Origin of the sequence: Klebsiella pneumoniae (assembly GCF_000742135.1) — a bacterium.
GTDB lineage: Bacteria > Pseudomonadota > Gammaproteobacteria > Enterobacterales > Enterobacteriaceae > Klebsiella > Klebsiella pneumoniae.
In genome coordinates this window covers 2974469-2998857 of sequence record NZ_KN046818.1, presented here as the reverse complement: position 1 = coordinate 2998857, position 24389 = coordinate 2974469, and the positions used below count along the sequence as shown (strand labels likewise).

Here is a 24389-nt window from a genome sequence, read left to right as displayed (position 1 = left end):
GAGATAGAAAGGGGACATATAGTAAACGTGAAAACTATCGTGCTGGCGAGTGGTTAATTTGCGTCAGGTTGTTAAATTTATATTGACTAATTGTACCTTGGGCACCGGCCGTTTTTTAACGCATACTCGAGGGAGACATTGATGAAAAGAGAAGGAAAATCATTTTGGCAGGAAGTAGTCTTTTAACATTACTTGATGATATCGCCACGCTGCTGGACGATATTTCCGTGATGGGCAAGGTAGCGGCGAAAAAAACGGCGGGGGTGCTGGGCGACGATTTGTCTCTCAATGCCCAACAGGTTACCGGCGTGCGGGCGAATCGCGAGTTGCCCGTGGTCTGGGGAGTGGCGAAAGGGTCGTTCGTTAACAAAGTGATCCTCGTGCCACTGGCTTTGTTGATCAGCGCCTTCATCCCCTGGGCGATTACGCCATTGTTGATGCTGGGCGGCGCGTTTCTCTGTTTCGAAGGGGTGGAGAAGGTACTGCACAGTCTGGAAGCGCGGAAACACAAAGAGGATCCTGAACGGCGGCAGCAGCGTCTCGCCGCGCTGGCGGAGCGCGATCCGCTGGCCTTTGAGCGTGACAAAGTAAAAGGCGCGATTCGCACCGATTTTATTTTGTCCGCGGAAATTGTCGCCATTACCCTCGGCATCGTGGCGGAAGCTCCGCTGCTTAACCAGATCCTTATTCTCTCTGGGATTGCGATTCTGGTCACTATCGGGGTGTATGGCCTGGTGGGGGTGATCGTCAAGCTGGACGACATGGGTTACTGGCTGGCGGAAAAACGTAGTGCGCTGGCGCAGTGGCTGGGTAAAGGGCTCCTGGCCGTCGCTCCCCGCCTGATGAAGGTGTTGTCTATCGTCGGGACGCTGGCCATGTTCCTCGTCGGCGGGGGGATTGTCGTTCACGGTATTGCGCCGCTGCATCATGCCATCGAGCACTGGAGCGCGGGGTTGGGTGGGGTGATGGCCTCCACGCTGCCGGTCGTCGCCAACCTGGTGCTGGGTTTTATCATCGGCGCGGTGGTGCTGGCGGGCGTTAAGGCGGTGAGCAGCCTGCGTGGCGCTGGAAAGTAGCATGGCGAAACGCAGCGTAACGGCGCCGCGTGTTCTACTCTGAAAACGCCCCGGGTATCGACAGAGACCGGGGCGCTGACGCCGCGAGGTTTGCGCAACGTACTGCGAGAGAAAGATGGATAAGCCACTGCGGTTGAAGTTAAAAAAGTGCTACCACCTGGCTCGCCCGGGGCATGTGGTTAACGCTTGTTTTATCGCAGTGCTGTTTTTCTCCACGCTGCTGATCTGGCGTGAAATCAATGTCCTGGAAGAGGCCTACGTGGCCAACCAGCGTAACAATCTGGCTAACGTCGCTCATGAAATGGATGGGCTGTTGAAGTTCAACATCGACAGAATGATGTTTTTTCGCCATGGGATGCAGGCGGCGCTCGAACAGCCGCTTGATATCGATGTATTGCGTAAGGCCAGCCAACGCTATCTGAGCCAGCGCCATCAGCAGGCCTGGCGGGTGGCGCTACCGAACCGGCGTACGCTGCCGGTGTTTGGCATCTCGGGCAGCGTCGCTGGCGACAACCCTATCCTGCTGGTGGACGATCCGCTGGCGGCTGATGAACTAATGGCGACGCTCGAGCTGGGTTATCTGCTAAATCTGACGCAGCACGATCGCGATTTCGCCGAGCGGATGCAGTATATCTCTCGTAGCGGCTTTTTTACCTCGACCCTGCCGCTGCGGGATGAGTCGCAGGTGATAACGCACTATTCCCAAGCCCTCGGCGCTCCGTGGTTTACCCGCCAGACCCAGCGAAATAATCCGGGGCGAGGTGTTATCTGGCAAACCTTTCCTGACGATGACCCGCAGCTGGAAGAGCAGGTGGTCACCGCTTCGATACCGTTGGATTTTGCCGGTTACTGGCGCGGCGTGCTGGCGATGGATTTCTCAGTCAGTGAAATCAAAGCGTTTTTGGTTAGCGCCATGCAGGGGGGACAAGAGGGAGAGTACCAACTTTATGATAGCCATTTGAACCTGCTGGCTTCTTCCGCGCCGGGGAATGTCCTGACCCTGCTGTCCCCGCGCGAGCAGGAGCTGCTGAGCCGCGCGTTTGTCCATGATAACCAGGGAGGGCTGCGTCTGCTGACGCGCTATATCAGCTGGGCCAAACTGCGCAATTTTGACGGCGTGCTGCTGCGGATCCACACTCTGCGGGAAGGCGTCCGCGGGAACTTTGGCACCATCACCATCGCCCTGACCCTGATGTGGGTCCTCTTCACCTTGATGCTGTTGCTCTCCTGGCTGGTGATCCGCCGCATGGTCCGCAACATGAGCGTTCTGCAAACCTCTCTGGAGTGGCAGGCATGGCACGATGCCTTGACCCGCCTGCTCAATCGCGGGGCGCTGTTTGAACAGGCGATGGCGGTAGCCAGCGACTGCCAGCGCAGCGGACGGCCGCTGGCGGTGATCCAGCTCGATCTGGATCATTTTAAGCACATCAACGATCGCTATGGTCATCAGGCGGGGGACAGGGTGCTGTCGATGGTGGCCAGTACGCTGTCCAGCGCGGTTCGGCAGGGCGATCTGCTGGGCAGAGTGGGCGGAGAAGAGTTTTGTATCGTGATGCCGAATACCACCCTGCAGGAAGCAGCGGCGGTGGCGGAGCGATTGCGCCAGCGTATCCAGGGACGGGAAGTCTTTTTGCATAACAACGTGACGCTGCGGGTTAGCGCCTCGTTAGGGGTGAGCGCCAGCGAAGAGCGGGGGGAGTATCAGTTTGAAGCGCTGCAGTCGGTGGCCGATGGGCGACTCTATCTGGCCAAGCAAAATGGGCGTAACCAGGTCTGTTTTCGCAGCGCAGCGTGAGTAAAACGTTTCGATGCCGATTGGCAAAATGAGAATTATCTTAAAGTGATCGCAGGCGATCGCGCTATCGAATGAAACCGGTTTGCGGCTAAGCCTTCTCACATCAGCCTTGCAGCCCGATAAGTCATCAAGCGCCAACATTCTCAATATTTTGCGTCATGAATATCTCTTGTCATGCAAAATAATTGAGGATAATGTTTCAACGCATCGGATTTCCCGGTGTAACGAATTTTCAAGTGCTTCTTGCATTAGCAAGTTTGATCCCGACTCCTGCGAGTCGGGATTTTTTTCGCCTGCCGCTAACGGTTGGCTTCACTGGCGCTGAAATCGTGAATATCGAGTTCGAATGCCTCCGCCAGCTCACGCCAGGTATGTGACCCGCGGCCATCGATGCTGGCGCGCTGCGGGTCGTCCAGCGTGCGATGGACTTCGCTTTCGCTGATCTCATTAATTGCCGCCAGCAGGGCATCTACGTTGACATCAAGGTCGTCCCCGGTCTGGCCTGTTAATTGGTGCTTCATCATTACCCCCCTCGCTGAGCGTTGCTCAAGCCTCTCTAAGTATAGTCGGTCTAAAAAAGCGCCAGTCACGTGCCGCGACGCTGCGAGTTGCGTGGTTTTGTTCTACACTGGCTGAAAATATAGAGGAGATGATTATGCAGGTGAACGATCGTGTCACGGTGAAGACCGACGGTGGCCCACGTCGATCGGGGGTAGTGCTGGCGATTGAGTCGTTTAGTGAAGGAACGATGTATCTGGTTTCACTGGAAGACTATCCTCTGGGGATCTGGTTTTTTAATGAAATAGGCCACCCGGATGGGATTTTCGTGGAAAAAGAGGTCTCGTAAAACTGAACTGGCGGGAGCGCCGCCAGTTTGTTTCAGCGCATATTTACCTGAATACCGGAGGTGATGTTTTCGGTCAGCCGAACGATATGATAAATCACCTGCTTATTATGCGTTTGTATTTTCTTTTTAATATTGCCTTTATGCGACGATACCGTCTTCGCTTTGATGTTCATTTGCGTTGAGATTTGCGAAGTACCATGCCCGGCCATCCACATTTGCAGCATATTTGATTCTGTTTTACTCAGTGACAATGTCGGTAAAGTTAACTGCCCTACACTGGTGTTTTTGTATTTAAGATAATTAACCAGAATAACATCAAGGTCTTTTGGGGTTATCGATTTTGAACTGATTAGCAGATTCTTCCGTACCCGCAAATAGCGGTCAAAATGGATGTTCGCCAGCGACATAAAGATAACAAACAGCGTCGCCGGGTTTTGCGTAATGATCTGGCGAATAATGCCATTACTTTCATCATCATGCACGAAACAGTCTTCATTCAGAAACACCACCGCCGGGCAACACGACGTACAGTGTTTCTGCAGATCCGCAGCACTGTTGACCTCAACGATTTCCTGTTTTTTAATTCCCCGACTGGTCAGATATCCCGTCAATCCCAACCGGGTATAGCTGCACAAATCCATAATCATCGTTGACATGACCCATCCTCAATCAACACGTAACGATATACACTTCGCACTGGCTGTGCGAAGCAGTCCTTGCGGGCGATAATAATAGTAGGTTTAGAAAGAACCCATTAGCTCCATTAAACTATTCCGCATCTATGCATATAATTTGCCAGGAAAACTCTTAAAGTAAAGTCAAGAACCGGTAGTGTGACCGAATTAAAAACAAAAAGTGCCCATAGACGCTATGGTTACGCGCCCAGTATTCTTTTACTTTCAGAATTTCCTTACTTCAAATGAAACCCACGTTAGCGGTTGCTGGCTTGCTCGCTTATCCCTTTGCGGTGGGGGTGGAAGGCTTAACGCTTTAATGCCACAATACTTTTTTATCGGCTTGTGGGATGAATGATGAAAAAGTTATTTTTTGCTGGCATGGTGGTGGCGCTGGCCGGTTGCGTACAGGTTGATCGTTATGAGGACGTCGTTAAAGCGCCGGCGCCGGCTGGCCTTGCAGGTTTCTGGCAAACGAAAGGGCCGCAGAGCGCGATGATGAGTCCTGACGCCATTGCCAGCCTGATTGTCACCAAAGAAGGGGACACCTTCGACTGCCGCCAGTGGCAGCGCGTGATTGCGCAGCCGGGGAAACTGATGAATCGTGACAGTGAGATCTACAACGTGACCGCTTCCCTGGACATCTATCCTGTCGAGCGCGAGGGCAACACAATCTCCTACGATCGGATGACGTTGTCCCGTGTTGAACGTCTCACTCCGGAGTGCGAGAAGGCGTGGGCCAAAGCGCGAGCGACGGGGCCCGTCAGCGCGCCAGCCTCCACGCGCTGAGATTTTGGCGGGCCATAGCTGGCCCGCCCGGCGTCAGGGAACTACAGCACCTCCTCTAACACCCACACGCTCACGCTCCCCCCGTTACATGTAAAGGTCGCGCAGCCTTCGCCATCGGTTTCGACAATCTCTTCCCGGTTACCGAGAAAATCCCGCCAGCGTTTGTTGCCATAGTTTTCGCCCAGCGTCAGCGTCTTTTCGCCCTCATCGCCATTGGACATGATCACCACGCAGCCTGGATCGTCGTCAGTACCGCTACGACTAAAGGCGATGCAGTTAGGATGATCGAACCAAAGGGTTTGCACGCCATGGGCAAAACGCTGACGGGCGTCGATCAGCTCGTGGAGTTGTTCGATAACGGGCATCTCAATGGCATAGGTCTCTCCGTCGCCGCCGGTATCCTCATAGGAAGCGCCGAAGAGATCGGCATAAAAGACCGAGGGCACGCCATTCTCCCGCAGCAGGATCAGCGCATAGGCGAGGGGCTTGAACCAGGGTTCAACCGGCGCCTCGAGGGCCTGCAGCGGCTGCGTATCATGATTGGTGACCAGAGTGACGGCATGGAAAGGGTCGGCTTCCACCAGCGTCCCGCTGAAAATCTGGCTCATGTCATAATCGCGGCCCTGGCGCGACGCTTCATGAAATTTCATCTGCAGTGGGGCATCAAACAGCATCGTTTTGCCCTCGACCAGGTCGATATACTGCTGGAGCTTCTCCACTTCATGGGACCAGTATTCCGCTACAATAAACAGCGGCTGCGGGGCCACCTCCTGAACATGCTCGATCCACGCTTTATAAAACCAGGCGGGGATATGCTTGACCGCGTCAAGACGAAAACCGTCGCAGCCGGTCTGCTCCATTACCCAGCGCGCCCAGTATTTGATCTCCTCGGTCACTGCATGATTGCGGAAATCGATATTGGCGCCCATCAGATAGTCAAAGTTGCCGAGCTCATCATCGACCTGTTCATTCCAGCCTTCGCCGGTGTAATCGTTGACGATTTTAAACACACCGTCTTCCGTCGGGTTCTCGATGTGGTCAATGCCGCTAAAACATTTGTAGTCCCAGACAAACTGCGAATACTGTCCGGCGCGCACCGGGAAGGTGTAGCGCGTCCATGCCTCGCACTCAATGATCTCCTCGTCAATTTGCGTACGATCCTGCTCATCGACGCGCTGAACGCGCAGAGACTCTTTTTCATCAGCGCCCATTTTATGGTTTACCACCACATCCAGCAGCACGGCGATATTGTGCTCCTTCAGGGCGTTGATCGCCGCCAGCAACTGCGCTTTGTCGCCATATTTGGTGGCGACAGACCCTTTTTGATCAAACTCGCCGAGGTCAAAGAGATCGTAGGTATCATAGCCGACGGAGTAACCGCCCGAGGCGCCTTTGTAGGCGGGTGGCAACCAGACCATATTGATGCCGATTTCATTCAGGCTGGGCGCCAGCGCTTCGACCTCAGGCCACAGCTCGCCGCCGGTGGGGTAGTACCAGTGAAAACATTGCAATAAGGTGGGGTTTTTCATCTTCCATGCTCCAGACGTCAACAGGCTGACCTTTGCAGTATGGGAGATATCCAGCAAAAAGGGTGAGGAAAGCCCTGATTTTCGCTATACCCTAAAGCGGATCATATATAATAAATCTGCATAAGATGTAGCGTAACGATGTTGGTGTCAGGGCGTTAAGCGCCTTACACTACAGGAAAATCCTAACCTTCGGGGTATCTATGAAATTAGCACTTCTGGGTCGTCAGGCGATGATGGGCGCGATGGCCGTTGTTTTGATGGCTGGCGTCAGCGTGAAAACTTTTGCGGCGGAAAACCTGCTCAATCAGATTAAAGAGCGCGGCACCCTACGCGTGGGCCTCGAAGGCACCTACCCTCCCTTTAGTTTCCAGGGGGATGACGGCAAGCTGACCGGGTTTGAAGTGGAATTCGCTAACGAACTGGCGAAACATCTTGGCGTGAAGGCCGATCTCAAACCGACCAAGTGGGACGGTATGCTGGCCTCGCTGGACTCCAAGCGTATCGACGTGGTGATTAACCAGGTCACTATCTCTGAAGAACGTAAGAAGAAATACGATTTCTCCACCCCATATACCGTCTCCGGCGTGCAGGCGCTGGTGAAGAAGGGTAACGAAGGCGTGATTAAAACCGCGGCGGATCTGAAAGGCAAGAAAGTGGGCGTCGGACTGGGCACTAACTATGAAGAGTGGCTGCGTCAGAATGTCCAGGGCGTGGACGTCCGTACCTATGATGACGATCCCACCAAATACCAGGATCTGCGTGTAGGCCGTATTGACGCCATTCTGGTAGACCGTCTGGCGGCGTTGGATCTGGTGAAGAAAACCAACAATACGCTGGCGGTAACCGGCGAAGCCTTCTCTCGTCAGGAAGCTGGCGTTGCGCTGCGTAAAGGCAACGACGACCTGCTGAAAGCGGTAGATGGCGCGATTGCAGACATGCAGAAAGATGGCAGCCTGAAGGCGCTGTCCGAGAAATGGTTTGGCGCTGACGTGACGAAATAACGGACAGCGGTGAAAAAAGGCGCTCCTGGAAGCGCCTTTTTTTATTTAGCGCGTAACTGTGTGCATAATGAAGCATAACTGAGTCAGGAGGGGCCATGTCACTGCAAAACTTAACCCGCTTTCCGCGCCTGGAATTGATCGGCGCGCCGACGCCGCTGGAGTATCTCCCGCGTCTGTCCGATCACCTTGGGCGCGAAATTTTTATTAAACGTGATGATACGACGCCGCTGGCGATGGGGGGCAACAAACTGCGTAAGCTGGAGTTTCTCGCCGCCGATGCGCTGCGCGAGGGCGCGGATACCTTAATCACCGCCGGCGCGATCCAGTCTAACCATGTGCGTCAGACGGCGGCAGTCGCTGCGAAACTGGGACTGCATTGCGTGGCGCTACTGGAAAATCCCATCGGCACCCGGGCGGAGAACTATCTGAGCAATGGCAACCGTCTGCTGCTGGATCTCTTTAACACCCAGGTTGAGATGTGTGATGCCCTGACCGATCCCTCCGCCCAGCTCGATGAGCTGGCGACCCGCATTGAGGCGCAGGGGTATCGTCCGTATGTTATTCCGGTCGGCGGCTCCAATGCCCTCGGCGCGTTAGGCTATGTGGAAAGCGCACTGGAAATCAGCCAGCAGTGCGAAGACGCGGTGGCGATCTCGTCAGTCGTGGTCGCCTCCGGCAGCGCCGGCACCCATGCCGGATTGGCGGTCGGCCTTGAACAGCTGATGCCGCAGGCGGAACTGATTGGGGTGACCGTGTCGCGCTCGGTCGCTGACCAGTTGCCGAAAGTGGAGGCGCTGCAGCAGGCCGTGGCCAACAGTCTCGAGCTACAGGCGAAGGCTGAAATTATACTGTGGGATGACTACTTTGCCCCAGGATACGGTACGCCAAACGAAGATGGGATGGCCGCCGTGAAGCTGCTGGCGCAGCTGGAAGGTATTTTGCTCGACCCGGTCTATACCGGCAAAGCGATGGCCGGGCTTATCGACGGCATCACGCAGAAGCGCTTTAAGGATGAAGGGCCGATACTGTTCGTCCACACTGGCGGATCGCCGGCGCTGTTTGCCTATCATCCTCACCTCTAATACAGAAACGACAGCATGCAAGAAAGTATCCAACTGGTCATTGATTCCGCCCCTTTTCTGCTGAAAGGGGCCGTCTTTACGCTGCAGCTGAGCATTGGCGGGATGTTTTTCGGCCTGGTGCTGGGCTTTATCCTGGCGCTGATGCGCATGTCGCCAGTCTGGCCGGTAAAATGGCTGGCGCGCATGTATATCTCCATTTTCCGCGGCACGCCGCTTATCGCCCAGCTGTTTATGATCTACTACGGCTTGCCGCAGTTCGGCATTGAGCTTGACCCGATCCCGGCGGCGATGATCGGCCTGTCGTTGAATACTGCGGCCTATGCGGCGGAAACGCTGCGCGCGGCCATCGCCTCGATTGATAAAGGGCAATGGGAAGCGGCGGCCAGTATCGGTATGACGCCCTGGCAGACGATGCGTCGGGCCATTTTACCCCAGGCGGCGCGGGTCGCTTTGCCGCCGCTGTCGAACAGTTTTATCAGCCTGGTAAAAGATACCTCGCTGGCGGCAACGATCCAGGTGCCGGAGCTGTTCCGTCAGGCGCAGCTAATCACCTCGCGAACCCTGGAGGTCTTCACCATGTATCTGGCGGCCTCCCTGATCTACTGGGTAATGGCGACAGTGCTCTCCTCGCTGCAGAATTATTTTGAAAACCAGCTGAACCGCCAGGAGCGTGATCCGAAATGAGTGCGATAGAAGTGAAAAGCCTGGTAAAAAAATTCCATGGCCAGACGGTGCTCCATGGTATCGACCTGGAGGTACAGAAAGGGGAAGTGGTGGCGATCATCGGCCCCAGCGGCTCGGGCAAAACCACCCTGCTGCGTAGCATCAACCTGCTGGAGCAACCGGAGAGCGGCACTATCCGCGTCGGCGATGTGACGATCGACGCCGGTCGCAGCCTCGGGCCGCAGAAAGGGCTCATTTGCCAGCTGCGCCAGCACGTCGGCTTTGTCTTCCAGAACTTTAATCTGTTTCCCCACCGTACGGTGCTGGAGAACATTATTGAAGGGCCGGTCATCGTAAAAGGTGAAGATAAGCAGGAGTCCATGGCGCGGGCGCGCGAACTGCTGGCGAAGGTGGGGCTCAGCGGAAAAGAGAATAGCTATCCGCGCCGTCTCTCCGGCGGGCAGCAGCAGCGAGTGGCTATTGCCCGCGCGCTGGCTATGCGTCCGGACGTGATCCTGTTTGATGAACCCACCTCGGCTCTCGATCCTGAGTTGGTGGGGGAGGTGCTCAACACCATCCGTCAGCTGGCGCAGGAAAAACGCACCATGGTGATCGTGACCCATGAAATGAGTTTCGCCCGCGACGTTGCCGATCGGGCGATATTTATGGATCAGGGACGCATTGTCGAACAAGGCGAGGCAAAAGCGTTGTTCGCTTCGCCCCAGCAGCCGCGTACCCGTCAGTTCCTTGAAAAATTCCTGATGCAGTAAAGCATGGGCTGGCGCGGCGGCTCAGCTTCGCGGGAGCCGCCGCGTTTAGCCCACTCTCGCGGCGGGGTAACGCCCCCGCGACACGTCTTTGCGCTATTGACTGCCACGGCCGTATACACCGCTTCCCATCGCCCTTGGCAGGGTGTAGAACATGATGGGAGAAAAACGCTATGTTTCTGTGCGGCGAGCGGGAAAATGGCAAGCCTTCAGACTAATAAATATGACAGCTACGATATTTTATACATATAAATAAGATTTATGTGTTAGTTTTCTGTATTTATAATAATGATTATCAATCAGGAGTTATTTGCACAGCTATGAGGGACAATGTTTTTTTCAGCTGGCGGCGGGATATGCTGCACCAATTTCAGTCCATGGCCACCGGCGAGGAGGTTTATAATCTCCTGCAACGTGAAACCGAAGCGCTGGAATATGATTACTACACGCTTTGTGTGCGCCACCCGGTGCCTTTCACCCGCCCCCGCGTTACGTTCCAGTCGACTTACCCCCGCGCATGGATGTCGCACTATCAGGCAGAAAATTATTTCGCGATAGATCCTGTGTTACGGCCGGAGAATTTTATGCGTGGCCATCTGCCATGGAACGACAGCCTGTTTCGTGATGCGCCGGCACTGTGGGACGGGGCGCGTGACCATGGTCTGCAAAAGGGGGTGACGCAGTGCCTGACGTTGCCAAACCATGCTCAGGGATTTCTCTCTGTCTCCGCGAACAATCGTCTGCCGGGCGGTTACCCTGAAGATGAGCTTGAGCTGCGTCTGCGAACGCTGACTGAACTAAGCTTGCTGACGCTGCTGCGTCTGGAAGATGAGATGGTGATGCCGCCGGAGATGAAGTTCAGCCGCCGCGAACTGGAAATCCTCAAATGGACGGCGGAAGGAAAGACTTCGGCGGAGGTGGCGATGATTCTCTCGATTTCGGAAAATACGGTGAATTTCCATCAGAAGAATATGCAGCGGAAATTTAATGCGCCGAATAAAACGCAAATTGCCTGCTACGCCGTGGCGACTGGGCTAATCTGAATGCGCCTGCCGTTCTGCGTGTCAGACGTGATACCGGCTGTCAGTGATACTTTCAGCCGGCACAGGATTACTGCCGATAGGCTTGTTTAATCTGCTTAACGGTGCTGGAGAATACGGCGGCCTGAGCCTCATCTTCCATCTGTGAAATCTGCTTTTCCATTTTAATAATCACGCGCCCCGCATCCGCCTGGCCCATCGCCTGCAGCATCAGCGTAATCATCGCTTTCAGGCAGGAGACTTCCTGCGCCAGTTCCTGCTTATTTTCTGCAGTGGAAAAATCTGGTGTGCTCATCGATATCCTCGTTTACTCGCTGCGCTATTGCGCTCTACTCAATGTGAAGGCCGCGCAGTATACCACAAGCGACAGAAAAAAAAGGTGTGCTTAATTTCTGTTCTCTCATCTGAGCTGTGAATGTTTTGATGCTTCGGATAATACGTAATAGCCGTCGGCAAGCCAATAATTTCCCCCATCTATTTAGCTCGTTAATAATTGTTACATATTTTGCTTCGTATTTATGCGCTACGTAATCTGTTGTGTTTTTTGTGCCTTCTGTATGAGTATTGTTAAAAAATAAGAGCCGGGCAACTGACTGTTCTCAATGACTTTCCACTTAGTGTGCACAGACATTGCCATAAATGAGAGCCAAATCGAGGCGAGGGCATTTTTTTGCCTTTTAAAATAGCAATAAAACCCGGTAATATGTGGGAGATAAAGTATCAGTAGCGTTATCCCTCATTCTGGAGATTATTCCTTTGATCAACGTTCTTCTTGTTGATGACCACGAACTGGTGCGCGCAGGGATACGACGCATTCTGGAAGATATAAAAGGGATTAAAGTCGCTGGCGAAGCCTGCTGCGGCGAGGACGCCGTCAAGTGGTGCCGGGCTAATTCCGCAGATGTCGTCCTGATGGACATGAACATGCCTGGGATCGGTGGTCTTGAAGCGACGCGCAAAATCGCGCGCTCCGTGGCGGGCACCAAAGTGATCATGTTGACCGTGCATACCGAGAATCCTTTACCTGCCAAGGTCATGCAGGCGGGCGCGGCAGGCTATCTCAGTAAAGGCGCCGCGCCGCAGGAAGTGGTGAATGCCATCCGCTGCGTCGCGTCCGGGCAGCGCTATATTGCCTCCGATATTGCCCAGCAAATGGCGTTAAGTCAGATTGAACCCGAAAAGACAGAATCGCCGTTTGCCAGTTTGTCTGAACGCGAATTGCAGATTATGCTGATGATCACCAAAGGTCAGAAGGTGAATGAGATCTCAGAGCAGCTAAATCTGAGTCCTAAAACGGTTAACAGCTACCGCTATCGGATGTTCAGTAAATTAAACATTCATGGCGATGTCGAGCTGACCCACCTGGCAATTCGCCATGGCCTGTGTAATGCGGAGTCGTTAGCAAGCCAGTGAGTGATGTTTTTGACGCAAAAGCTTTCCTGAAAACGGTGACCAGCCAGCCCGGTGTGTATCGGATGTATGATGCTGGCGGAACCGTCATCTATGTTGGCAAAGCCAAAGATCTGAAAAAGCGGCTCAGTAGCTACTTCCGCAGCAACGTTGCGTCGCGTAAAACGGAAGCGCTGGTAGCGCTGATCGCGCAAATCGACGTGACCGTCACCCACACCGAGACGGAAGCGCTGCTGCTTGAGCACAACTATATTAAGCTGTACCAGCCACGTTACAACGTGCTGTTACGCGACGATAAATCGTATCCTTTTATTTTTCTCAGCGGCGATACTCATCCGCGTCTGGCTATGCATCGCGGCGCCAAACATGCGAAGGGCGAATATTTTGGTCCTTTTCCCAACGGCTATGCCGTGCGCGAGACCCTGGCGCTGCTGCAGAAAATCTTTCCCATCCGTCAGTGTGAAAACAGCGTCTACCGCAATCGCTCCCGCCCCTGTCTGCAGTATCAGATTGGTCGCTGCCTGGGGCCGTGCGTGGCCGGGCTGGTCAGCGAAGAAGAGTATGCTCAGCAGGTAGAGTATGTGCGGCTGTTTCTCGCCGGCAAGGATGACCAGGTGCTGACCCAGCTCATCGCGCGGATGGAGAAGGCGAGCCAGAACCTGGAGTTCGAAGAGGCGGCGCGCATCCGCGACCAGATTCAGGCCGTCCGCCGCGTGACGGAGAAACAGTTTGTCTCCAACACCGGTGACGACCTCGACGTGATCGGCGTCGCCTTCGATGCCGGCATGGCCTGCGTGCATGTGCTGTTTATCCGTCAGGGCAAAGTGCTGGGCAGCCGAAGCTACTTCCCGAAAGTGCCGGGCGGCACCGAGCTGGGAGAGGTCGTGGAGACCTTTGTCGGCCAGTTCTACCTGCAGGGCAGCCAAATGCGCACGCTGCCGGGGGAGATTTTGCTCGACTTTAACCTTGGGGATAAGACGCTGCTGGCCGACTCGCTGTCGGAGCTGGCGGGTCGTCGAATCAATGTGCAGACTAAGCCGCGCGGCGACAGAGCGCGTTATCTTAAGCTGGCGCGGACCAACGCCGCGACAGCGTTAACGACCAAATTGTCTCAGCAATCGACCATTCATCAGCGTTTGCAGGCGCTGGCCAGCGTACTGGAGCTGCCGGCCGTCAAGCGAATGGAGTGTTTTGACATCAGCCACACCATGGGCGAACAGACCGTAGCATCCTGTGTGGTGTTTGACGGCAATGGCCCACTGCGCGCGGAGTATCGGCGCTACAACATCACCGGCATTACCCCTGGCGATGACTATGCGGCGATGAATCAGGTCCTGCGCCGTCGCTATGGTAAAGCGATTGATGACAACAAGATCCCGGATGTGATCCTGATAGACGGCGGCAAGGGACAGCTGGCCCAGGCGAAAGCCGTGTTTGCTGAACTGGACGTCCCCTGGGATAAACATCATCCGCTGCTGCTGGGCGTGGCGAAAGGTAGCGATCGAAAAGCGGGTCTGGAAACGTTATTCTTTGAGCCGGAAGGGGAAGGGTTTAGCCTGCCGCCGGATTCGCCGGCCCTGCATGTGATCCAGCATATTCGCGATGAATCGCACGATCATGCGATCTCCGGGCATCGCAAAAAACGGGCGAAAGTGAAGAGCACCAGCTCGCTTGAGACTATCGAGGGGGTAGGGCCGAAGCGTCGTCAGATGCTGCTGAAGTATATGGGTGGGCTGCAGGGGCTACAGCAGGCCAGCGTCGAAGAAATTGCTAAAGTACCGGGCATCTCTCACGCTCTGGCAGAAAAGATCTTCTACTCGTTGAAACATTAGGGGCTCTGTAGCAACATAGGGCTAATTTTTACTTACAACAGATAGTTACCCGTCACTATGCAATTTAATATCCCTACGTTGCTTACTCTGTTTCGCGTCATCCTGATCCCGTTTTTTGTGCTGGCGTTTTATCTGCCCTTTAGCTGGGCGCCGTTTGCCTGCGCGCTGATCTTCTTTGTTGCCGCGGTAACCGACTGGTTTGATGGTTTCCTCGCTCGTCGCTGGAATCAGAGCACCCGTTTTGGCGCCTTCCTCGACCCGGTTGCCGATAAAGTCATGGTGGCTATCGCCATGGTGCTGGTTGCCGAACACTATCACACCTGGTGGGTCACGCTACCGGCGGCGACCATGATTGCCCGTGAGATCATTATCTCCGCGCTGCGTGAGTGGATGGCGGAGCTGGGGAAACGCAGCAGCGTGGCGGTCTCATGGATTGGCAAAGTGAAAACGACCGCCCAGATGACCGCCCTGGTATGGATGCTGTGGCGTCCTTATCCGTGGGTGGAGTGGGCCGGGATCGCGCTTTTCCTCGTGGCGGCGGTGCTGACGCTGTGGTCGATGCTGCAGTATTTGAACGCGGCGCGCGGCGATTTGCTTGATCAGTGATCGTTTCGCCGTTATTTTCAGCAAACGATACAAAGTTGCGAAAAATACCGTTGACTCACCGCGAGAGATAAGTAGAATGCAACGCATCGAACGGCGGCACAGTCTTCCAGACGATAACAAAATCAAGTGATTAGCAAATAACTTGATGATGCGGGAATAGCTCAGTTGGTAGAGCACGACCTTGCCAAGGTCGGGGTCGCGAGTTCGAGTCTCGTTTCCCGCTCCAGATTAACAGCATCGGCAGTTGCGGGTGCTTCAGTATTAAAGGCGCGTTAGCAAAGCGGTTATGTAGCGGATTGCAAATCCGTCTAGTCCGGTTCGACTCCGGAACGCGCCTCCACTTTATATCCCGAGCCCGGATGGTGGAATCGGTAGACACAAGGGATTTAAAATCCCTCGGCGTTCGCGCTGTGCGGGTTCAAGTCCCGCTCCGGGTACCATTGGGAAATACAGAATAATCAAAGCAATAAGCAGTGTCGTGAAACCACCTACGGGTGGTTTTTTTGTTTCTGTACTTTCGCCTTCTGATACCTTTCCCGCCAGCCTGACGCCACGGCGTTTTTCGGTTAACTCTTGCCTTACAGTCAATTTCTCATTTGTCCCAGGACAAAACGATCGCGCCTTGCTACTATCAAACGGACTCTCAGCCCAGCCTGCCGGAGGCAGCATGTTCAGTGGACTTTGCGCATTTCCTTTGACACCTTTGCATCAGCAAAATTTTGATGAAAAAGCGTTTATTCGTATTCTCGCCCGTCTTACCGATGCCGGAGTCGACTCTCTGGGCATCTTAGGTTCAACCGGTAGCTACGCTTATCTCAGCCGTGAGCAGCGCAGACGAGTGGTGCAGGTGGCGAAGGCGCATGCGGGGTCGATCCCGATGATGGTCGGCGTCGGCGCCATTGCGACTAACGAGGTGCTACGCCTGGTGGAGGATGCTCAGGAGGCAGGGGCGGATGCGTTATTACTGCCGATGATGTCCTATCAGCCGCTTTCCGCGGAGGAGATCTTTGCCTTTTACGAAGAAGTCTGCCGGCATGTCTCGGTGCCGGTTTGCCTGTATGACAATCCCCGCACTACCCACGTAATGCTGGCGGATGAGCTGCAGGGGCGCATCGCCGCCTTGCCGGCCATTGCCTCGATTAAAATTCCCGGCCTGCCCGCGCCACAGGTGAGCGAACGTGTTGCGGCCCTGCGTCAGCATCTTCCCTCTCGCGTTACGCTTGGCGTCAGCGGCGATGCATGGGCCACTGCCGGGTTGCAGGCCGGCTGCGAAGCCTGGTATTCGGTCTGCGGCGGACTCTTTCCCCGCTGCTCACTGGCGCTGGTAAGAGCGATACGTAGCGGTGATGTGGCGCAGACTGCGGCACTGAATGAGCAGCTGGCCCCCCTATGGCGATGCTTTGATCGCTATGGTGGTAGCCTGCGAGTGATAGCCAGCGCCGCAGCGATGCTCGGACTCTGCGATCCAGACTCGCTTCCCCGTCCTTTGCTTTCGTTAGGGGAGGAGGCCTGTCGTGAGGTGGCGTCGGCGCTGCGCGGCCTGGCCTGATCGCGTATCGTTGACACCGGCGCAATAGGTATCGCCGGGTGGCTTTCTGTCGGCAATTCGGCTACTGTAGGCCCGATTTTTACCATGCGAGCCTGTGAATGAATACCGGACCTTTGAACGAAAACGAACTGGAATGGCTGGATGACACTCTGGCGAAATACGCCGCCGAAGGCGCCATTCTGGATGTCTCTGAACTGGATGGCCTGCTGACGGCGATCCTCTCTGCGCCGACCGACATCGAACCCGCTCAGTGGCTGCTGGCGATTTGGGGCGGGGCGGATAATGTCCCGCGCTGGGCCAACGATCGCGAGCGCGATCGCTTTGTCAATCTGACGCTGCAGCATATGAGCGATATCGCCGAACGGCTGGAGTCTTATCCCGATCAGTTCGAACCGCTGTTCGGCACCCGCGAAGCGGAAGGTCATGAGCTGACCATAGTTGAGGAGTGGTGCTTTGGCTATCTGCGCGGCGTGGCGCTGAGCGACTGGTCGACGTTGCCCGCTGAACTCCAGCCGGAGCTGGACGCTATCGCGCTCCACGGCAGCGAAGAACAGTTTAGCGCGCTGGATAATCTGACGGCGGATGAATTTATCGCCAGCATCGAGCGTATCACGCCGGCGGCGCTGGCGCTTTACCAGTACTGGATAGCGAATCCGCAGCCGGTGGAGGCCCCGCAGCCAATAAGAAATGAAGCGAAAGTCGGACGCAACGATCCCTGCCCATGCGGCAGCGGTAAAAAGTATAAGCAGTGTTGCTTAGCGAAATGAACAAGGGGCCAGCAGGCCCCTTTTTTATCCCACCGCGGGCAACAACCCGGCAGCGATGCTGAACTGAATAGCCACGATGCCGATCCCGCACAGCAGAACCAGCCATAGCGTCGGTGCGCCGCCGGCGACCCGCCAGGTAGCCTGCGGATGCTCTCGGCGACTCTTCATGACCAGCAGGGCCGGCATTATCAGCGCCAGCACGGCTAATGCCACCCCGGCGTAGCCGAGGGCCATGACGAAACCGCGGGGATAGAACAGGGCGAACGCCAGCGGCGGCAGGAAGGTGATTATCCCGCTCTGCAGACGCCCGCCGACGCTGTTTTTACGCTGAAACATATCCGCCAGATAATCAAACAGGCCGAGCGAGACGCCGAGGAATGACGTCGCCAGCGCAAGGTCGGCAAACAGGTGAACGGCCAGCTCCACATGCGGTGACGCCACCACTTCGCGGATCGCCTCCAGCAGGCCGTTCAGACCAGCGTTATTTGCCAGCAGGGCGGTAAAGGCCGGGGCGTCGATACTGCCCAGCGTCGCCAGCTGCCAGAAAATATAGGCCACCAGAGGAATAAAGCTGCCGATGATAAATACCCGGCGCAATTTGCGAATATCCCCCCCCAGATAGCTGACGATGCTCGGGACGCTGCCGTGAAAACCAAAGGAGGTGAAAATCACCGGAATGGCCGACAGGGCCAGGCCTTGCTCAACCGGCAGCGTCAGAAGGTTCACCTGATGAATGTGCGGCATCAGCAGGGCCAGCATAATCACCAGGAAGACGATTTTGGCGCTAAACAGGAAGCGATTGAACAGATCCACCAGCGCGGTGCCAATGCACACTACCGCCCCGCCGAGGAGGGTGAAGATCAGTACGCCTGCGGCCGGTGGTAGCTGCCAGTCCAGCCACTGGTTGAGGCTGGAAGCGAGTAATTCACCGGCGCCACTGATATAGGCTGCCGTGAGGGCGTACAGCAGAAACAGCATGCAGAATCCGGTAACCCACTGCCCATAACGGCCCAGATAGCGCGCCGCCAGAGAACCGAGCCCCATATCGGCAGGGACATGCTGGTAGACTTCCAGCAGCAAAAGGGCGGTATAGCACATCAATGCCCACAGGGTGAAAAGTAAACCCAACGTGACGGTAAAGCCGACGCCTGCGGCGGCCAATGGCATTGCCAACATTCCTGCACCGATGGTGGTGCCAGCTACGATTAAAATACTGCCCAGAGTGCGGTTTTTCACGCTTTTCGCTATCCCTACAGCAAATAACAATAAATTATGCCGCGCAGAGTAGGGGATATTACGGCTTTCGTCAAATCGGGATTACAAGTTGTGTAATGAAATGTTTACATAATAAGAGGGCGAAAGCCTGCGCTGGCGCAAGGCGCGGGTTGACGGTCTGGCCTAAGCTGGCGGTTTTTGCAGGAGGGGTTATGTCTTCCATTCATGGTCATGAAGTTTTACAGATGATGCTCGCCTCGGGTGAATCCTGGACGGTCGCCTCGCTGGAGGCCGCCATTCGCCGCCGCTTTGGCGAAGAGGCGCGGTTTCACACCTGTTCAGCAGAGAATCTAAGCGCCGCACAGCTGGTGGCGTTTTTAGAGAAAAAAGCAAATTTATTGCCAGAGAGGAAGGTTTTACTACCGCAGAAAATAAGATCTGCCGACATTAAGGGGGCCGCGACACGGACTGTCGCGGCGCGGGGGATTAATTCTGCGCGTCGAGGGTAGCCAGCTCTTTATCGATAAAGTACAGACCTTCGCCGCTTTTTCCAGCGAGGGTCAGTTTATCGATCACCGATTTAAATAATTTCTCTTCTTCATGCTGTTCAGCAACATACCACTGCAGGAAATTAAAGGTCGGGTAATCCTGGCTGGTCATGGCCGCGTGCGCCAGTTCATTTATTTTTTGCGTGATCAGCTGCTCATGCTCGTAGGTCTGGCGGAACAGCTCGTCGAGTGAGGCATATTCGGCAAACGGGGAGGCGATAGCGTTGATCCGCGGCAGGCTGCCGGTGTCGGTTAGATAGTCGAACAGGCGCTGCATATGGGTCATCTCTTCCTGAGCATGGCGACGCAGGAAGGCCGCGGCGCCTTCAAAACTGTGGTAACTGCACCAGGCGCTCATCTGCTGATAAAGAAGAGAAGAATAGAGTTCAAGATTCATCTGTTCATTCAGTTTGTCAATCATGTCCGTTTTCAGCATCGTTGCACTCCTGGAATTAAATAATAGATGTTATTGGCTGCCACTATAATTTGTTATTTAATTATTTGCAAAAAGTAAATTTAAAAATGTTTTATTTAAAATGCTAATGGGAATAACACGCATTGGCAGTTTAATAATAAATGAGAATGCTTTTAATTTATTATTCATTATTGCCTGGGCGGTCAGGACTTTGTCGCCGGCGGGTGGTAAGGGAGGACGAAGCGGATTCGCCAGCATGCAGAGGGCTGAGGTCAACAGACAGGGGGAGCCTGCGAAAGTGTGAAGCACTGCGTAAATTATAAAACAACTTTTCATAAAATTTGAAAGTTTGTTTTCAAGGTAGTAAAGTGCAGTCAACGTCAATGACATTCTGCGGGCAGGCCCGCACAGCATTCAGGAGAATAACCATGAAGATTGCACTGATGATGGAGAACAGCCAAGCGAACAAAAACGCCATCATCCTCAAGGAGCTTAACGCGGTTGCCGACGAAAAAGGATTCCCGGTCTATAACGTCGGCATGAGCGATGAGAACGATCATCATCTGACCTACATCCATCTTGGGATCATGGCCAGTATTCTGCTGAATTCGAAAGCAGTTGACTTCGTGGTCACCGGCTGCGGTACCGGTCAGGGGGCGCTGATGTCGCTGAACATCCATCCGGGCGTGGTCTGCGGCTACTGTATCGATCCGGCGGATGCGTTCCTGTTTGCCCAGATCAACAACGGTAATGCGCTGTCGCTGCCGTTTGCCAAAGGCTTTGGCTGGGGCGCCGAACTGAATGTGCGGTTTATCTTTGAAAAAGCCTTTACCGGCCGCAACGGCGAAGGCTATCCGCCGGAGCGCAAAGAACCGCAGGTGCGCAATGCCGGGATCCTCAACCAGGTCAAAGCAGCAGTAGTAAAAGAGAACTACCTCGATACCCTGCGCGCCATCGATCCGCAGCTGGTGAAAACCGCAGTCTCCGGCCCACGCTTCCAGCAGTGCTTCTTCGAAAACTGCCAGGATAAAGCAATCGAAGACTTTGTTCGCCAGATCGTCGCTTAACCGTCATCAGGGCCAGCGCCGCTGGCCCTTCCGTCGTTTATTTTTTCTTCTATTTCTTCTTCTCCGACACGCTGCTGCCGGCCGTTTTGGCCAGATGCAGGCTGTCGATCATCCCTACCAGACAGATCAAGGCGATAAACACAAACGACAGGCGGAAGCTGATCCCCGGTAGTTCAGTAAGATGCAGCCAGTCGCCGACCTGCTCGCCCAGGCGAATGCCAATCGCCCCGAGCGTGATCCCCAGCCCTACCGCCAGCTGCGACGCGGTACTGAACAGCGTATTAGCATCGCTCATCTGCGCGGCGGGGACATCGGCGAAGGCCAGCGTGCTTACACCGGTAAACTGGATTGAGCGAAACACCCCGCCGAGATAAAGGATCAGCATGATGGCCCAGACCGGCGTCTGCGGCGTAAGCAGCGCGCAAGCCAGCAGCGAACAGACGTTCAACGCGCCATTGATCAGCAATAGCCGACGAAAGCCCAGCCAGCGAATGAGCGGTGTGGTGGCGGGTTTAATGGTTAAATTACCGACAAACACCGCCAGCACCAGCAGGCCGGAATGAAAAGGATCCATACCGAATCCCACCTGGAACAGCAGGGGGAGCAGAAAAGGCACCGCGCTGATGGAGGCCCGGAACAACGAGCCGCCGTACATTGTCACCCGGAACGTCGGTACCTGCAGGGCGTCGAGACGAACCATAGGCGCCGCCGCCCGGCGGAAATGACGAATGGAATATAACAGACAGCCGAAGCCAAGCGCGGCGAGAGCCAGCGTCGGCCAGATCTGCGGCTGGCGATCGCCGAGCCGCTCCATCGCGGTCACCAGACTGACCATCGCGACCGAGGTAGTGATAAATCCGCTGAGATCGAAGGAGCGCCGTTCCGTTTCGCGAATATCAGGGATAATGCGCAGCGAAAGGATGATGGCGGCAAGGCCCAGCGGGACATTGATAAAGAAGATCCAGTGCCAGCTGGCGTAGCGGGTTATAAAGCCGCCCAAAGGCGGGCCGATAATGGGGGCCACCAGCGCTGGCCAGGTCAGGGTGGCGATGGCCTTGATCAGCTGGTGTTTCGGCGTGGTGCGTAGCACCGCCAGGCGACCAACGGGGACCATCAGCGCGCCGCCGACTCCCTGAAGGATACGCATGGCGACAAAGATATGCACCTCGGTGGAGAGGCCGCAGAAGACCGAGGCAAGGGTAAAGATCGCCAGGGCGAGAGTAAAAATAGCCCGGGCGCCGAAGCGATCGGCGATCCAGCCGCTGGCCGGGATCAGGACCGCAAGGGTAATCAGATAGGCGCTGATGCCGATATTCAGTTCGACCGCGGTGACGCCAAAATCCCTCGCCATATCGGGCAGGGCGGTGGCGATCACCGTCCCGTCGAGAAACTCCATAAAAAAGGCACCTGCCACCAGCAGCGCCGGCGCTGAAAAAGCACGTTCATCGCGGGAAGAGATCGCGGTATTCATGTTGTCACTGCCATCAAGAGTGTGATCCTGTGCAAAGCGGCAGGAGACGACCCGCCAGCCAGTAGGGTAGATAAAAAAACCTGCGACGGCAGGTTTTATTATCGTTAACGATTTAGGGTACTATTACGCTCCTGAAAAAAGGAGTAATTAATGTCTCAACATCTTACCGAACACGACGAGCTGGTTTCCGATGTGGTTGCCTGCCAGCTGGTTATCAAACAGATCCTCGATGTCATTGACGTCATTGCGCCGGTGGAAGTGCGTGAAAAAATGACCACTCAGCTGAAAGCTATCGACTTCGCCAGCCATCCGGCCTCTGCCGATCCGGTGACCCTTCGCGCGGTGCAAAAAGCGATCGCGTTGATTGAGCTGAAGTTTACTCCACAGGAAGAAACGCATTAATACCAGGCCTCGCCGGATACCGGCGGGGCCTTCTTCTTTAATGGGAAACGACGGTCTGCGCAGGCGCAGGGGCAGCATCTTTGAACAATTTGCTGTTGCCCCAGCACTCTTCGTAGCGATGGCCGACCAGATCCTCCACGATAACCCGCACGTCCGGCGCAATATCGCTAATTTTGCCGCCCGCTTTTATCCGCGCGACTTCCTGCAGCACCACCAGATGGGCCTTCCGGTCCAGCTTCATCTGCTTGCTGAAGACGATGGCGGCCAGGGCTAATGCGATCACCCCGACGCAGAATACCACTGCGATAGCGGTCACCGCGCTTTCCGGTTGGCTGTGCGCTTTTGACTGGAAACCGTAGAAGCTCAGGATCGCCCCCATCGAGAACACCACAATCGAGCGAAGAATTTTTCCTGAGAAGGTCATGGCGCCGGCATAGATCCCTTCCCGCCGGCGTCCGGTGTAGATCTCATCGACATCGGCCAGGAAGGTGTAAACGGTCCAGGGTATATAGTAAACCCCGCCGGTACCCAGGCCGAACAGCACGGTAATGCCGAACATCAGCACTGTCGCCAGGCCGGACGGTAGATGGAAAAACCACAGCGAGGTATACAGCAGAACCGCGAAAATGACGATCCCCAGCGCCAGGATATAGGGTTTGCTGAAGCCCTTTTTTCACGCACAGGCCGATAAACAGCGCCGTAGAGATCAGCTGCAGAATCGAGTTCAGGCTGTTCAGCCCGGCCACCATCGCTGGATCGTGTTGTAGAACGAAGATCACGAAATAGGTGAAGATGGAGGCAAACAGCCATTCCGCGCCAAAGCCGCACAGGTACATACCAAGATGTTTGCGGAATACGCGTAGATAAAAAGTCGAACGCATATCTTTCGCCAGCGACAGCAGGGTGCTCAGCAGTCCTTTTTTCGCGCTGGTTTCCACCTCTTCCCCGCGCTCACGCTCCCAGCTGCACAACCACAGGCAGGAAATAGCGACGATCAGGATCGCGCCATAGGTCAGACCGGTGAGGAAGAAAGGGGTGGCAGAATCTTTGCCATACAGCAGAATGAACTGGCCGGGAATAAACGCCGCGAGGAAGTTGGCCAGCTTACCAAAGATAGCTTTATAGCCGGTCAGTTTTGAACGCAGTGAGAAATCATCGGTCATCTCTGTCGCCAGCGTTTCATAAGGCACCATGATAGAGGTGTAGATGATCTCAAACACCACATAGGTGCTAAGGTAGTACCAGAAACTCAGGCCTTCCACCCACAGCAGCGGGTAGAACATCATCAGCGGAATACCGATTAGCAGAAAGAAACGCCGGCGGCCGAAGCGCTTGCCCAAGCGCGTTTTGCCAAAATTATCCGTCAGATAGCCCATCAGCGGGTTGCTGATAGCGTCAATGATGCTGGCGACGGAGAAGATAAATGAGGCCTCGATCAGCGTCAGGCCGCAAAAGGTCGTATAAAAATAGAGTAGCCATGCGCCGCTTATCGCCAGTGCGCCGCTCCCTAACAGATTTCCGCCGCCGTAGGCTAACTGATGGCGTAACAAGATCGGTCTTCCCTGCAGCCCTTCAGAGGCTGAAGCCGTGTATCTAGCCATAAAAAATAAACCTCGTGTTTTATATTTTTGAAACACTGTTTTTATATTTCTTTATGGTTCGTCAAAAAGTGACCGCGCTCACTAATCCCCCTTATGGGGTAACGGTGATGAGGGAATGGGATCGAGTTAAAACTTTTTTATTCTTGAAAGGAATAATAGGGGAGAAAAAATAGACGTAATGGATTAATAAACCGGGCGGGGCAGCGCAGACGCGCTCCCCCTGGCAGAGCGATAAAGGCTTGA

25 protein-coding genes, 3 tRNA genes and 2 pseudogenes are annotated in these 24389 nt (G+C 55.0%); 21 read left to right on the top strand and 9 right to left on the bottom strand.

Annotation, left to right across the window (positions count from 1 at the left end; genetic code table 11):
* Positions 1–164 precede the first annotated feature (164 nt).
* Together DR88_RS11330 and dgcQ are read left to right on the top strand one after the other, a co-directional pair.
* Positions 165–1076 carry a DUF808 domain-containing protein gene (locus tag DR88_RS11330; RefSeq protein ID WP_002911591.1) on the top strand — a complete coding sequence of 304 codons (912 nt, stop codon included), beginning with the start codon at positions 165–167 and terminating at the stop codon, positions 1074–1076.
* Positions 1077–1191: 115 nt separating this feature from the next.
* Positions 1192–2871 (top strand): cellulose biosynthesis regulator diguanylate cyclase DgcQ, encoded by a 1680-nt coding sequence (dgcQ, locus tag DR88_RS11335; RefSeq protein WP_004148890.1) that lies wholly within the window; start codon positions 1192–1194, stop codon positions 2869–2871.
* Positions 2872–3170: 299 nt separating this feature from the next.
* Here the strand turns inward: dgcQ and DR88_RS11340 are convergent, their stop codons facing one another.
* Positions 3171–3392, bottom strand: a complete 222-nt coding sequence (locus DR88_RS11340) for a YodD family protein (RefSeq protein ID WP_002911589.1) — start codon at positions 3390–3392, stop codon at positions 3171–3173.
* Positions 3393–3526: 134 nt separating this feature from the next.
* Between DR88_RS11340 and dsrB the strand changes: the two genes are divergently transcribed.
* Positions 3527–3718 carry a protein DsrB gene (gene dsrB, locus DR88_RS11345; RefSeq protein WP_002911586.1) on the top strand — a complete coding sequence of 64 codons (192 nt, stop codon included), beginning with the start codon at positions 3527–3529 and terminating at the stop codon, positions 3716–3718.
* A gap of 32 nt (positions 3719–3750) precedes the next feature.
* On the opposite strand, the gene rcsA is transcribed toward dsrB, so the two are convergent.
* Positions 3751–4374, bottom strand: a complete 624-nt coding sequence (gene rcsA / locus DR88_RS11350; RefSeq protein ID WP_002911561.1) for a transcriptional regulator RcsA — start codon at positions 4372–4374, stop codon at positions 3751–3753.
* Positions 4375–4746: 372 nt separating this feature from the next.
* Between rcsA and yedD the strand changes: the two genes are divergently transcribed.
* Entirely contained in the window at positions 4747–5181 is a 435-nt protein-coding gene (gene yedD / locus DR88_RS11355) for a lipoprotein YedD (protein ID WP_004189223.1), read from the top strand.
* Positions 5182–5222: 41 nt separating this feature from the next.
* Here the strand turns inward: yedD and amyA are convergent, their stop codons facing one another.
* Positions 5223–6710 (bottom strand): alpha-amylase, encoded by a 1488-nt coding sequence (amyA, locus tag DR88_RS11360; RefSeq protein ID WP_002911554.1) that lies wholly within the window; start codon positions 6708–6710, stop codon positions 5223–5225.
* 200 nt (positions 6711–6910) lie between these two features.
* On the opposite strand from amyA, the gene tcyJ reads away from it, so the two are divergent.
* From tcyJ to sdiA, 5 genes are all read left to right on the top strand, one after another.
* The gene (gene tcyJ, locus DR88_RS11365; protein ID WP_020801900.1) at positions 6911–7711 is read left to right on the top strand and encodes a cystine ABC transporter substrate-binding protein; all 801 of its coding nucleotides are present in this window, start codon (positions 6911–6913) and stop codon (positions 7709–7711) included.
* 95 nt (positions 7712–7806) lie between these two features.
* Positions 7807–8793 (top strand): D-cysteine desulfhydrase, encoded by a 987-nt coding sequence (gene dcyD, locus DR88_RS11370; RefSeq protein ID WP_004148884.1) that lies wholly within the window; start codon positions 7807–7809, stop codon positions 8791–8793.
* A gap of 15 nt (positions 8794–8808) precedes the next feature.
* Complete coding sequence (tcyL, locus tag DR88_RS11375) at positions 8809–9477, top strand: cystine ABC transporter permease (protein ID WP_002911547.1); 669 nt, start codon at positions 8809–8811, stop codon at positions 9475–9477.
* The gene (gene tcyN, locus DR88_RS11380; RefSeq protein ID WP_025860728.1) at positions 9474–10226 is read left to right on the top strand and encodes an L-cystine ABC transporter ATP-binding protein TcyN; all 753 of its coding nucleotides are present in this window, start codon (positions 9474–9476) and stop codon (positions 10224–10226) included. The genes tcyL and tcyN overlap by 4 nt, the downstream gene beginning before the upstream one ends.
* Positions 10227–10543: 317 nt before the next feature.
* Positions 10544–11266: a quorum-sensing transcriptional regulator SdiA gene (sdiA, locus tag DR88_RS11385; protein WP_025860726.1), complete on the top strand. Its 723-nt coding sequence runs from the start codon at positions 10544–10546 to the stop codon at positions 11264–11266.
* A gap of 67 nt (positions 11267–11333) precedes the next feature.
* Here the strand turns inward: sdiA and DR88_RS11390 are convergent, their stop codons facing one another.
* On the bottom strand, positions 11334–11558 hold the full coding sequence (locus DR88_RS11390) for a DUF2594 family protein (RefSeq protein WP_002911541.1): 225 nt from the start codon (positions 11556–11558) through the stop codon (positions 11334–11336).
* 461 nt (positions 11559–12019) lie between these two features.
* Between DR88_RS11390 and uvrY the strand changes: the two genes are divergently transcribed.
* The 8 genes from uvrY to DR88_RS11430 all read left to right on the top strand — a co-directional run bounded on the left by uvrY (position 12020) and on the right by DR88_RS11430 (position 17427).
* Positions 12020–12676: a UvrY/SirA/GacA family response regulator transcription factor gene (gene uvrY, locus DR88_RS11395; RefSeq protein WP_002911539.1), complete on the top strand. Its 657-nt coding sequence runs from the start codon at positions 12020–12022 to the stop codon at positions 12674–12676.
* Positions 12673–14505: an excinuclease ABC subunit UvrC gene (uvrC, locus tag DR88_RS11400; RefSeq protein ID WP_004148878.1), complete on the top strand. Its 1833-nt coding sequence runs from the start codon at positions 12673–12675 to the stop codon at positions 14503–14505. The genes uvrY and uvrC overlap by 4 nt, the downstream gene beginning before the upstream one ends.
* Before the next feature lie 57 nt (positions 14506–14562).
* Entirely contained in the window at positions 14563–15111 is a 549-nt protein-coding gene (gene pgsA, locus DR88_RS11405) for a CDP-diacylglycerol--glycerol-3-phosphate 3-phosphatidyltransferase (RefSeq protein WP_004141115.1), read from the top strand.
* Positions 15112–15261: 150 nt separating this feature from the next.
* A tRNA-Gly gene (locus tag DR88_RS11410) sits at positions 15262–15337 on the top strand.
* A 40-nt stretch (positions 15338–15377) separates the two neighbouring features.
* Positions 15378–15451: transfer RNA gene (locus DR88_RS11415), tRNA-Cys, on the top strand.
* A gap of 13 nt (positions 15452–15464) precedes the next feature.
* Positions 15465–15551, top strand: a tRNA-Leu gene (locus DR88_RS11420).
* A 227-nt stretch (positions 15552–15778) separates the two neighbouring features.
* On the top strand, positions 15779–16660 hold the full coding sequence (locus tag DR88_RS11425) for a dihydrodipicolinate synthase family protein (RefSeq protein ID WP_032442135.1): 882 nt from the start codon (positions 15779–15781) through the stop codon (positions 16658–16660).
* A gap of 98 nt (positions 16661–16758) precedes the next feature.
* Positions 16759–17427: a YecA/YgfB family protein gene (locus DR88_RS11430; RefSeq protein ID WP_019705172.1), complete on the top strand. Its 669-nt coding sequence runs from the start codon at positions 16759–16761 to the stop codon at positions 17425–17427.
* Positions 17428–17451: 24 nt separating this feature from the next.
* Here DR88_RS11430 and tyrP read toward each other — a convergent pair whose 3' ends face one another.
* Entirely contained in the window at positions 17452–18663 is a 1212-nt protein-coding gene (gene tyrP, locus DR88_RS11435; RefSeq protein ID WP_004151453.1) for a tyrosine transporter TyrP, read from the bottom strand.
* Positions 18664–18854: 191 nt separating this feature from the next.
* Between tyrP and DR88_RS11440 the strand changes: the two are divergent.
* A pseudogene (locus tag DR88_RS11440) lies at positions 18855–19093 on the top strand (YecH family metal-binding protein).
* Between the two features lie 35 nt (positions 19094–19128).
* Here the strand turns inward: DR88_RS11440 and ftnA are convergent.
* Both ftnA and DR88_RS0126125 read right to left on the bottom strand, forming a co-directional pair.
* Complete coding sequence (gene ftnA / locus DR88_RS11445) at positions 19129–19626, bottom strand: non-heme ferritin (protein WP_004141101.1); 498 nt, start codon at positions 19624–19626, stop codon at positions 19129–19131.
* 57 nt (positions 19627–19683) lie between these two features.
* On the bottom strand, positions 19684–19863 hold the full coding sequence (locus DR88_RS0126125; protein WP_020324969.1) for a hypothetical protein: 180 nt from the start codon (positions 19861–19863) through the stop codon (positions 19684–19686).
* Positions 19864–20033: 170 nt separating this feature from the next.
* Here DR88_RS0126125 and DR88_RS11450 point away from each other — a divergent pair, with 170 nt between their 5' ends.
* Positions 20034–20672, top strand: a complete 639-nt coding sequence (locus DR88_RS11450) for an RpiB/LacA/LacB family sugar-phosphate isomerase (RefSeq protein ID WP_002911528.1) — start codon at positions 20034–20036, stop codon at positions 20670–20672.
* A 49-nt stretch (positions 20673–20721) separates the two neighbouring features.
* On the opposite strand, the gene DR88_RS11455 is transcribed toward DR88_RS11450, so the two are convergent.
* Positions 20722–22143, bottom strand: coding sequence for an MFS transporter (locus DR88_RS11455; protein ID WP_004148871.1), 1422 nt, complete (start codon positions 22141–22143; stop codon positions 20722–20724).
* Positions 22144–22293: 150 nt separating this feature from the next.
* Here DR88_RS11455 and DR88_RS11460 point away from each other — a divergent pair, with 150 nt between their 5' ends.
* Positions 22294–22545 carry a DUF2766 family protein gene (locus DR88_RS11460; RefSeq protein ID WP_002911524.1) on the top strand — a complete coding sequence of 84 codons (252 nt, stop codon included), beginning with the start codon at positions 22294–22296 and terminating at the stop codon, positions 22543–22545.
* A gap of 37 nt (positions 22546–22582) precedes the next feature.
* Here the strand turns inward: DR88_RS11460 and DR88_RS0126120 are convergent.
* Positions 22583–24146, bottom strand: a pseudogene (locus tag DR88_RS0126120) (MFS transporter).
* 14 nt (positions 24147–24160) lie between these two features.
* Between DR88_RS0126120 and DR88_RS0126115 the strand changes: the two are divergent.
* Positions 24161–24319, top strand: a complete 159-nt coding sequence (locus DR88_RS0126115; RefSeq protein ID WP_004148869.1) for a succinate dehydrogenase — start codon at positions 24161–24163, stop codon at positions 24317–24319.
* Positions 24320–24389 lie beyond the last annotated feature (70 nt).

What these genes read in the sequence shown, in the direction of transcription:
- dgcQ (WP_004148890.1), top strand. Translation starts at nt 1,192, where the DNA reads ATGGATAAGCCACTGCGGTTGAAGTTAAAAAAGTGCTACCACCTGGCT.
- DR88_RS11340 (WP_002911589.1), bottom strand. Translation starts at nt 3,392, where the DNA reads ATGAAGCACCAATTAACAGGCCAGACCGGGGACGACCTTGATGTCAAC.
- dsrB (WP_002911586.1), top strand. Translation starts at nt 3,527, where the DNA reads ATGCAGGTGAACGATCGTGTCACGGTGAAGACCGACGGTGGCCCACGT.
- rcsA (WP_002911561.1), bottom strand. Translation starts at nt 4,374, where the DNA reads ATGTCAACGATGATTATGGATTTGTGCAGCTATACCCGGTTGGGATTG.
- yedD (WP_004189223.1), top strand. Translation starts at nt 4,747, where the DNA reads ATGATGAAAAAGTTATTTTTTGCTGGCATGGTGGTGGCGCTGGCCGGT.
- amyA (WP_002911554.1), bottom strand. Translation starts at nt 6,710, where the DNA reads ATGAAAAACCCCACCTTATTGCAATGTTTTCACTGGTACTACCCCACC.
- tcyJ (WP_020801900.1), top strand. Translation starts at nt 6,911, where the DNA reads ATGAAATTAGCACTTCTGGGTCGTCAGGCGATGATGGGCGCGATGGCC.
- dcyD (WP_004148884.1), top strand. Translation starts at nt 7,807, where the DNA reads ATGTCACTGCAAAACTTAACCCGCTTTCCGCGCCTGGAATTGATCGGC.
- tcyL (WP_002911547.1), top strand. Translation starts at nt 8,809, where the DNA reads ATGCAAGAAAGTATCCAACTGGTCATTGATTCCGCCCCTTTTCTGCTG.
- tcyN (WP_025860728.1), top strand. Translation starts at nt 9,474, where the DNA reads ATGAGTGCGATAGAAGTGAAAAGCCTGGTAAAAAAATTCCATGGCCAG.
- sdiA (WP_025860726.1), top strand. Translation starts at nt 10,544, where the DNA reads ATGAGGGACAATGTTTTTTTCAGCTGGCGGCGGGATATGCTGCACCAA.
- DR88_RS11390 (WP_002911541.1), bottom strand. Translation starts at nt 11,558, where the DNA reads ATGAGCACACCAGATTTTTCCACTGCAGAAAATAAGCAGGAACTGGCG.
- pgsA (WP_004141115.1), top strand. Translation starts at nt 14,563, where the DNA reads ATGCAATTTAATATCCCTACGTTGCTTACTCTGTTTCGCGTCATCCTG.
- DR88_RS11425 (WP_032442135.1), top strand. Translation starts at nt 15,779, where the DNA reads ATGTTCAGTGGACTTTGCGCATTTCCTTTGACACCTTTGCATCAGCAA.
- DR88_RS11430 (WP_019705172.1), top strand. Translation starts at nt 16,759, where the DNA reads ATGAATACCGGACCTTTGAACGAAAACGAACTGGAATGGCTGGATGAC.
- ftnA (WP_004141101.1), bottom strand. Translation starts at nt 19,626, where the DNA reads ATGCTGAAAACGGACATGATTGACAAACTGAATGAACAGATGAATCTT.
- DR88_RS0126125 (WP_020324969.1), bottom strand. Translation starts at nt 19,863, where the DNA reads ATGCTGGCGAATCCGCTTCGTCCTCCCTTACCACCCGCCGGCGACAAA.
- DR88_RS11450 (WP_002911528.1), top strand. Translation starts at nt 20,034, where the DNA reads ATGAAGATTGCACTGATGATGGAGAACAGCCAAGCGAACAAAAACGCC.
- DR88_RS11455 (WP_004148871.1), bottom strand. Translation starts at nt 22,143, where the DNA reads ATGAATACCGCGATCTCTTCCCGCGATGAACGTGCTTTTTCAGCGCCG.
- DR88_RS11460 (WP_002911524.1), top strand. Translation starts at nt 22,294, where the DNA reads ATGTCTCAACATCTTACCGAACACGACGAGCTGGTTTCCGATGTGGTT.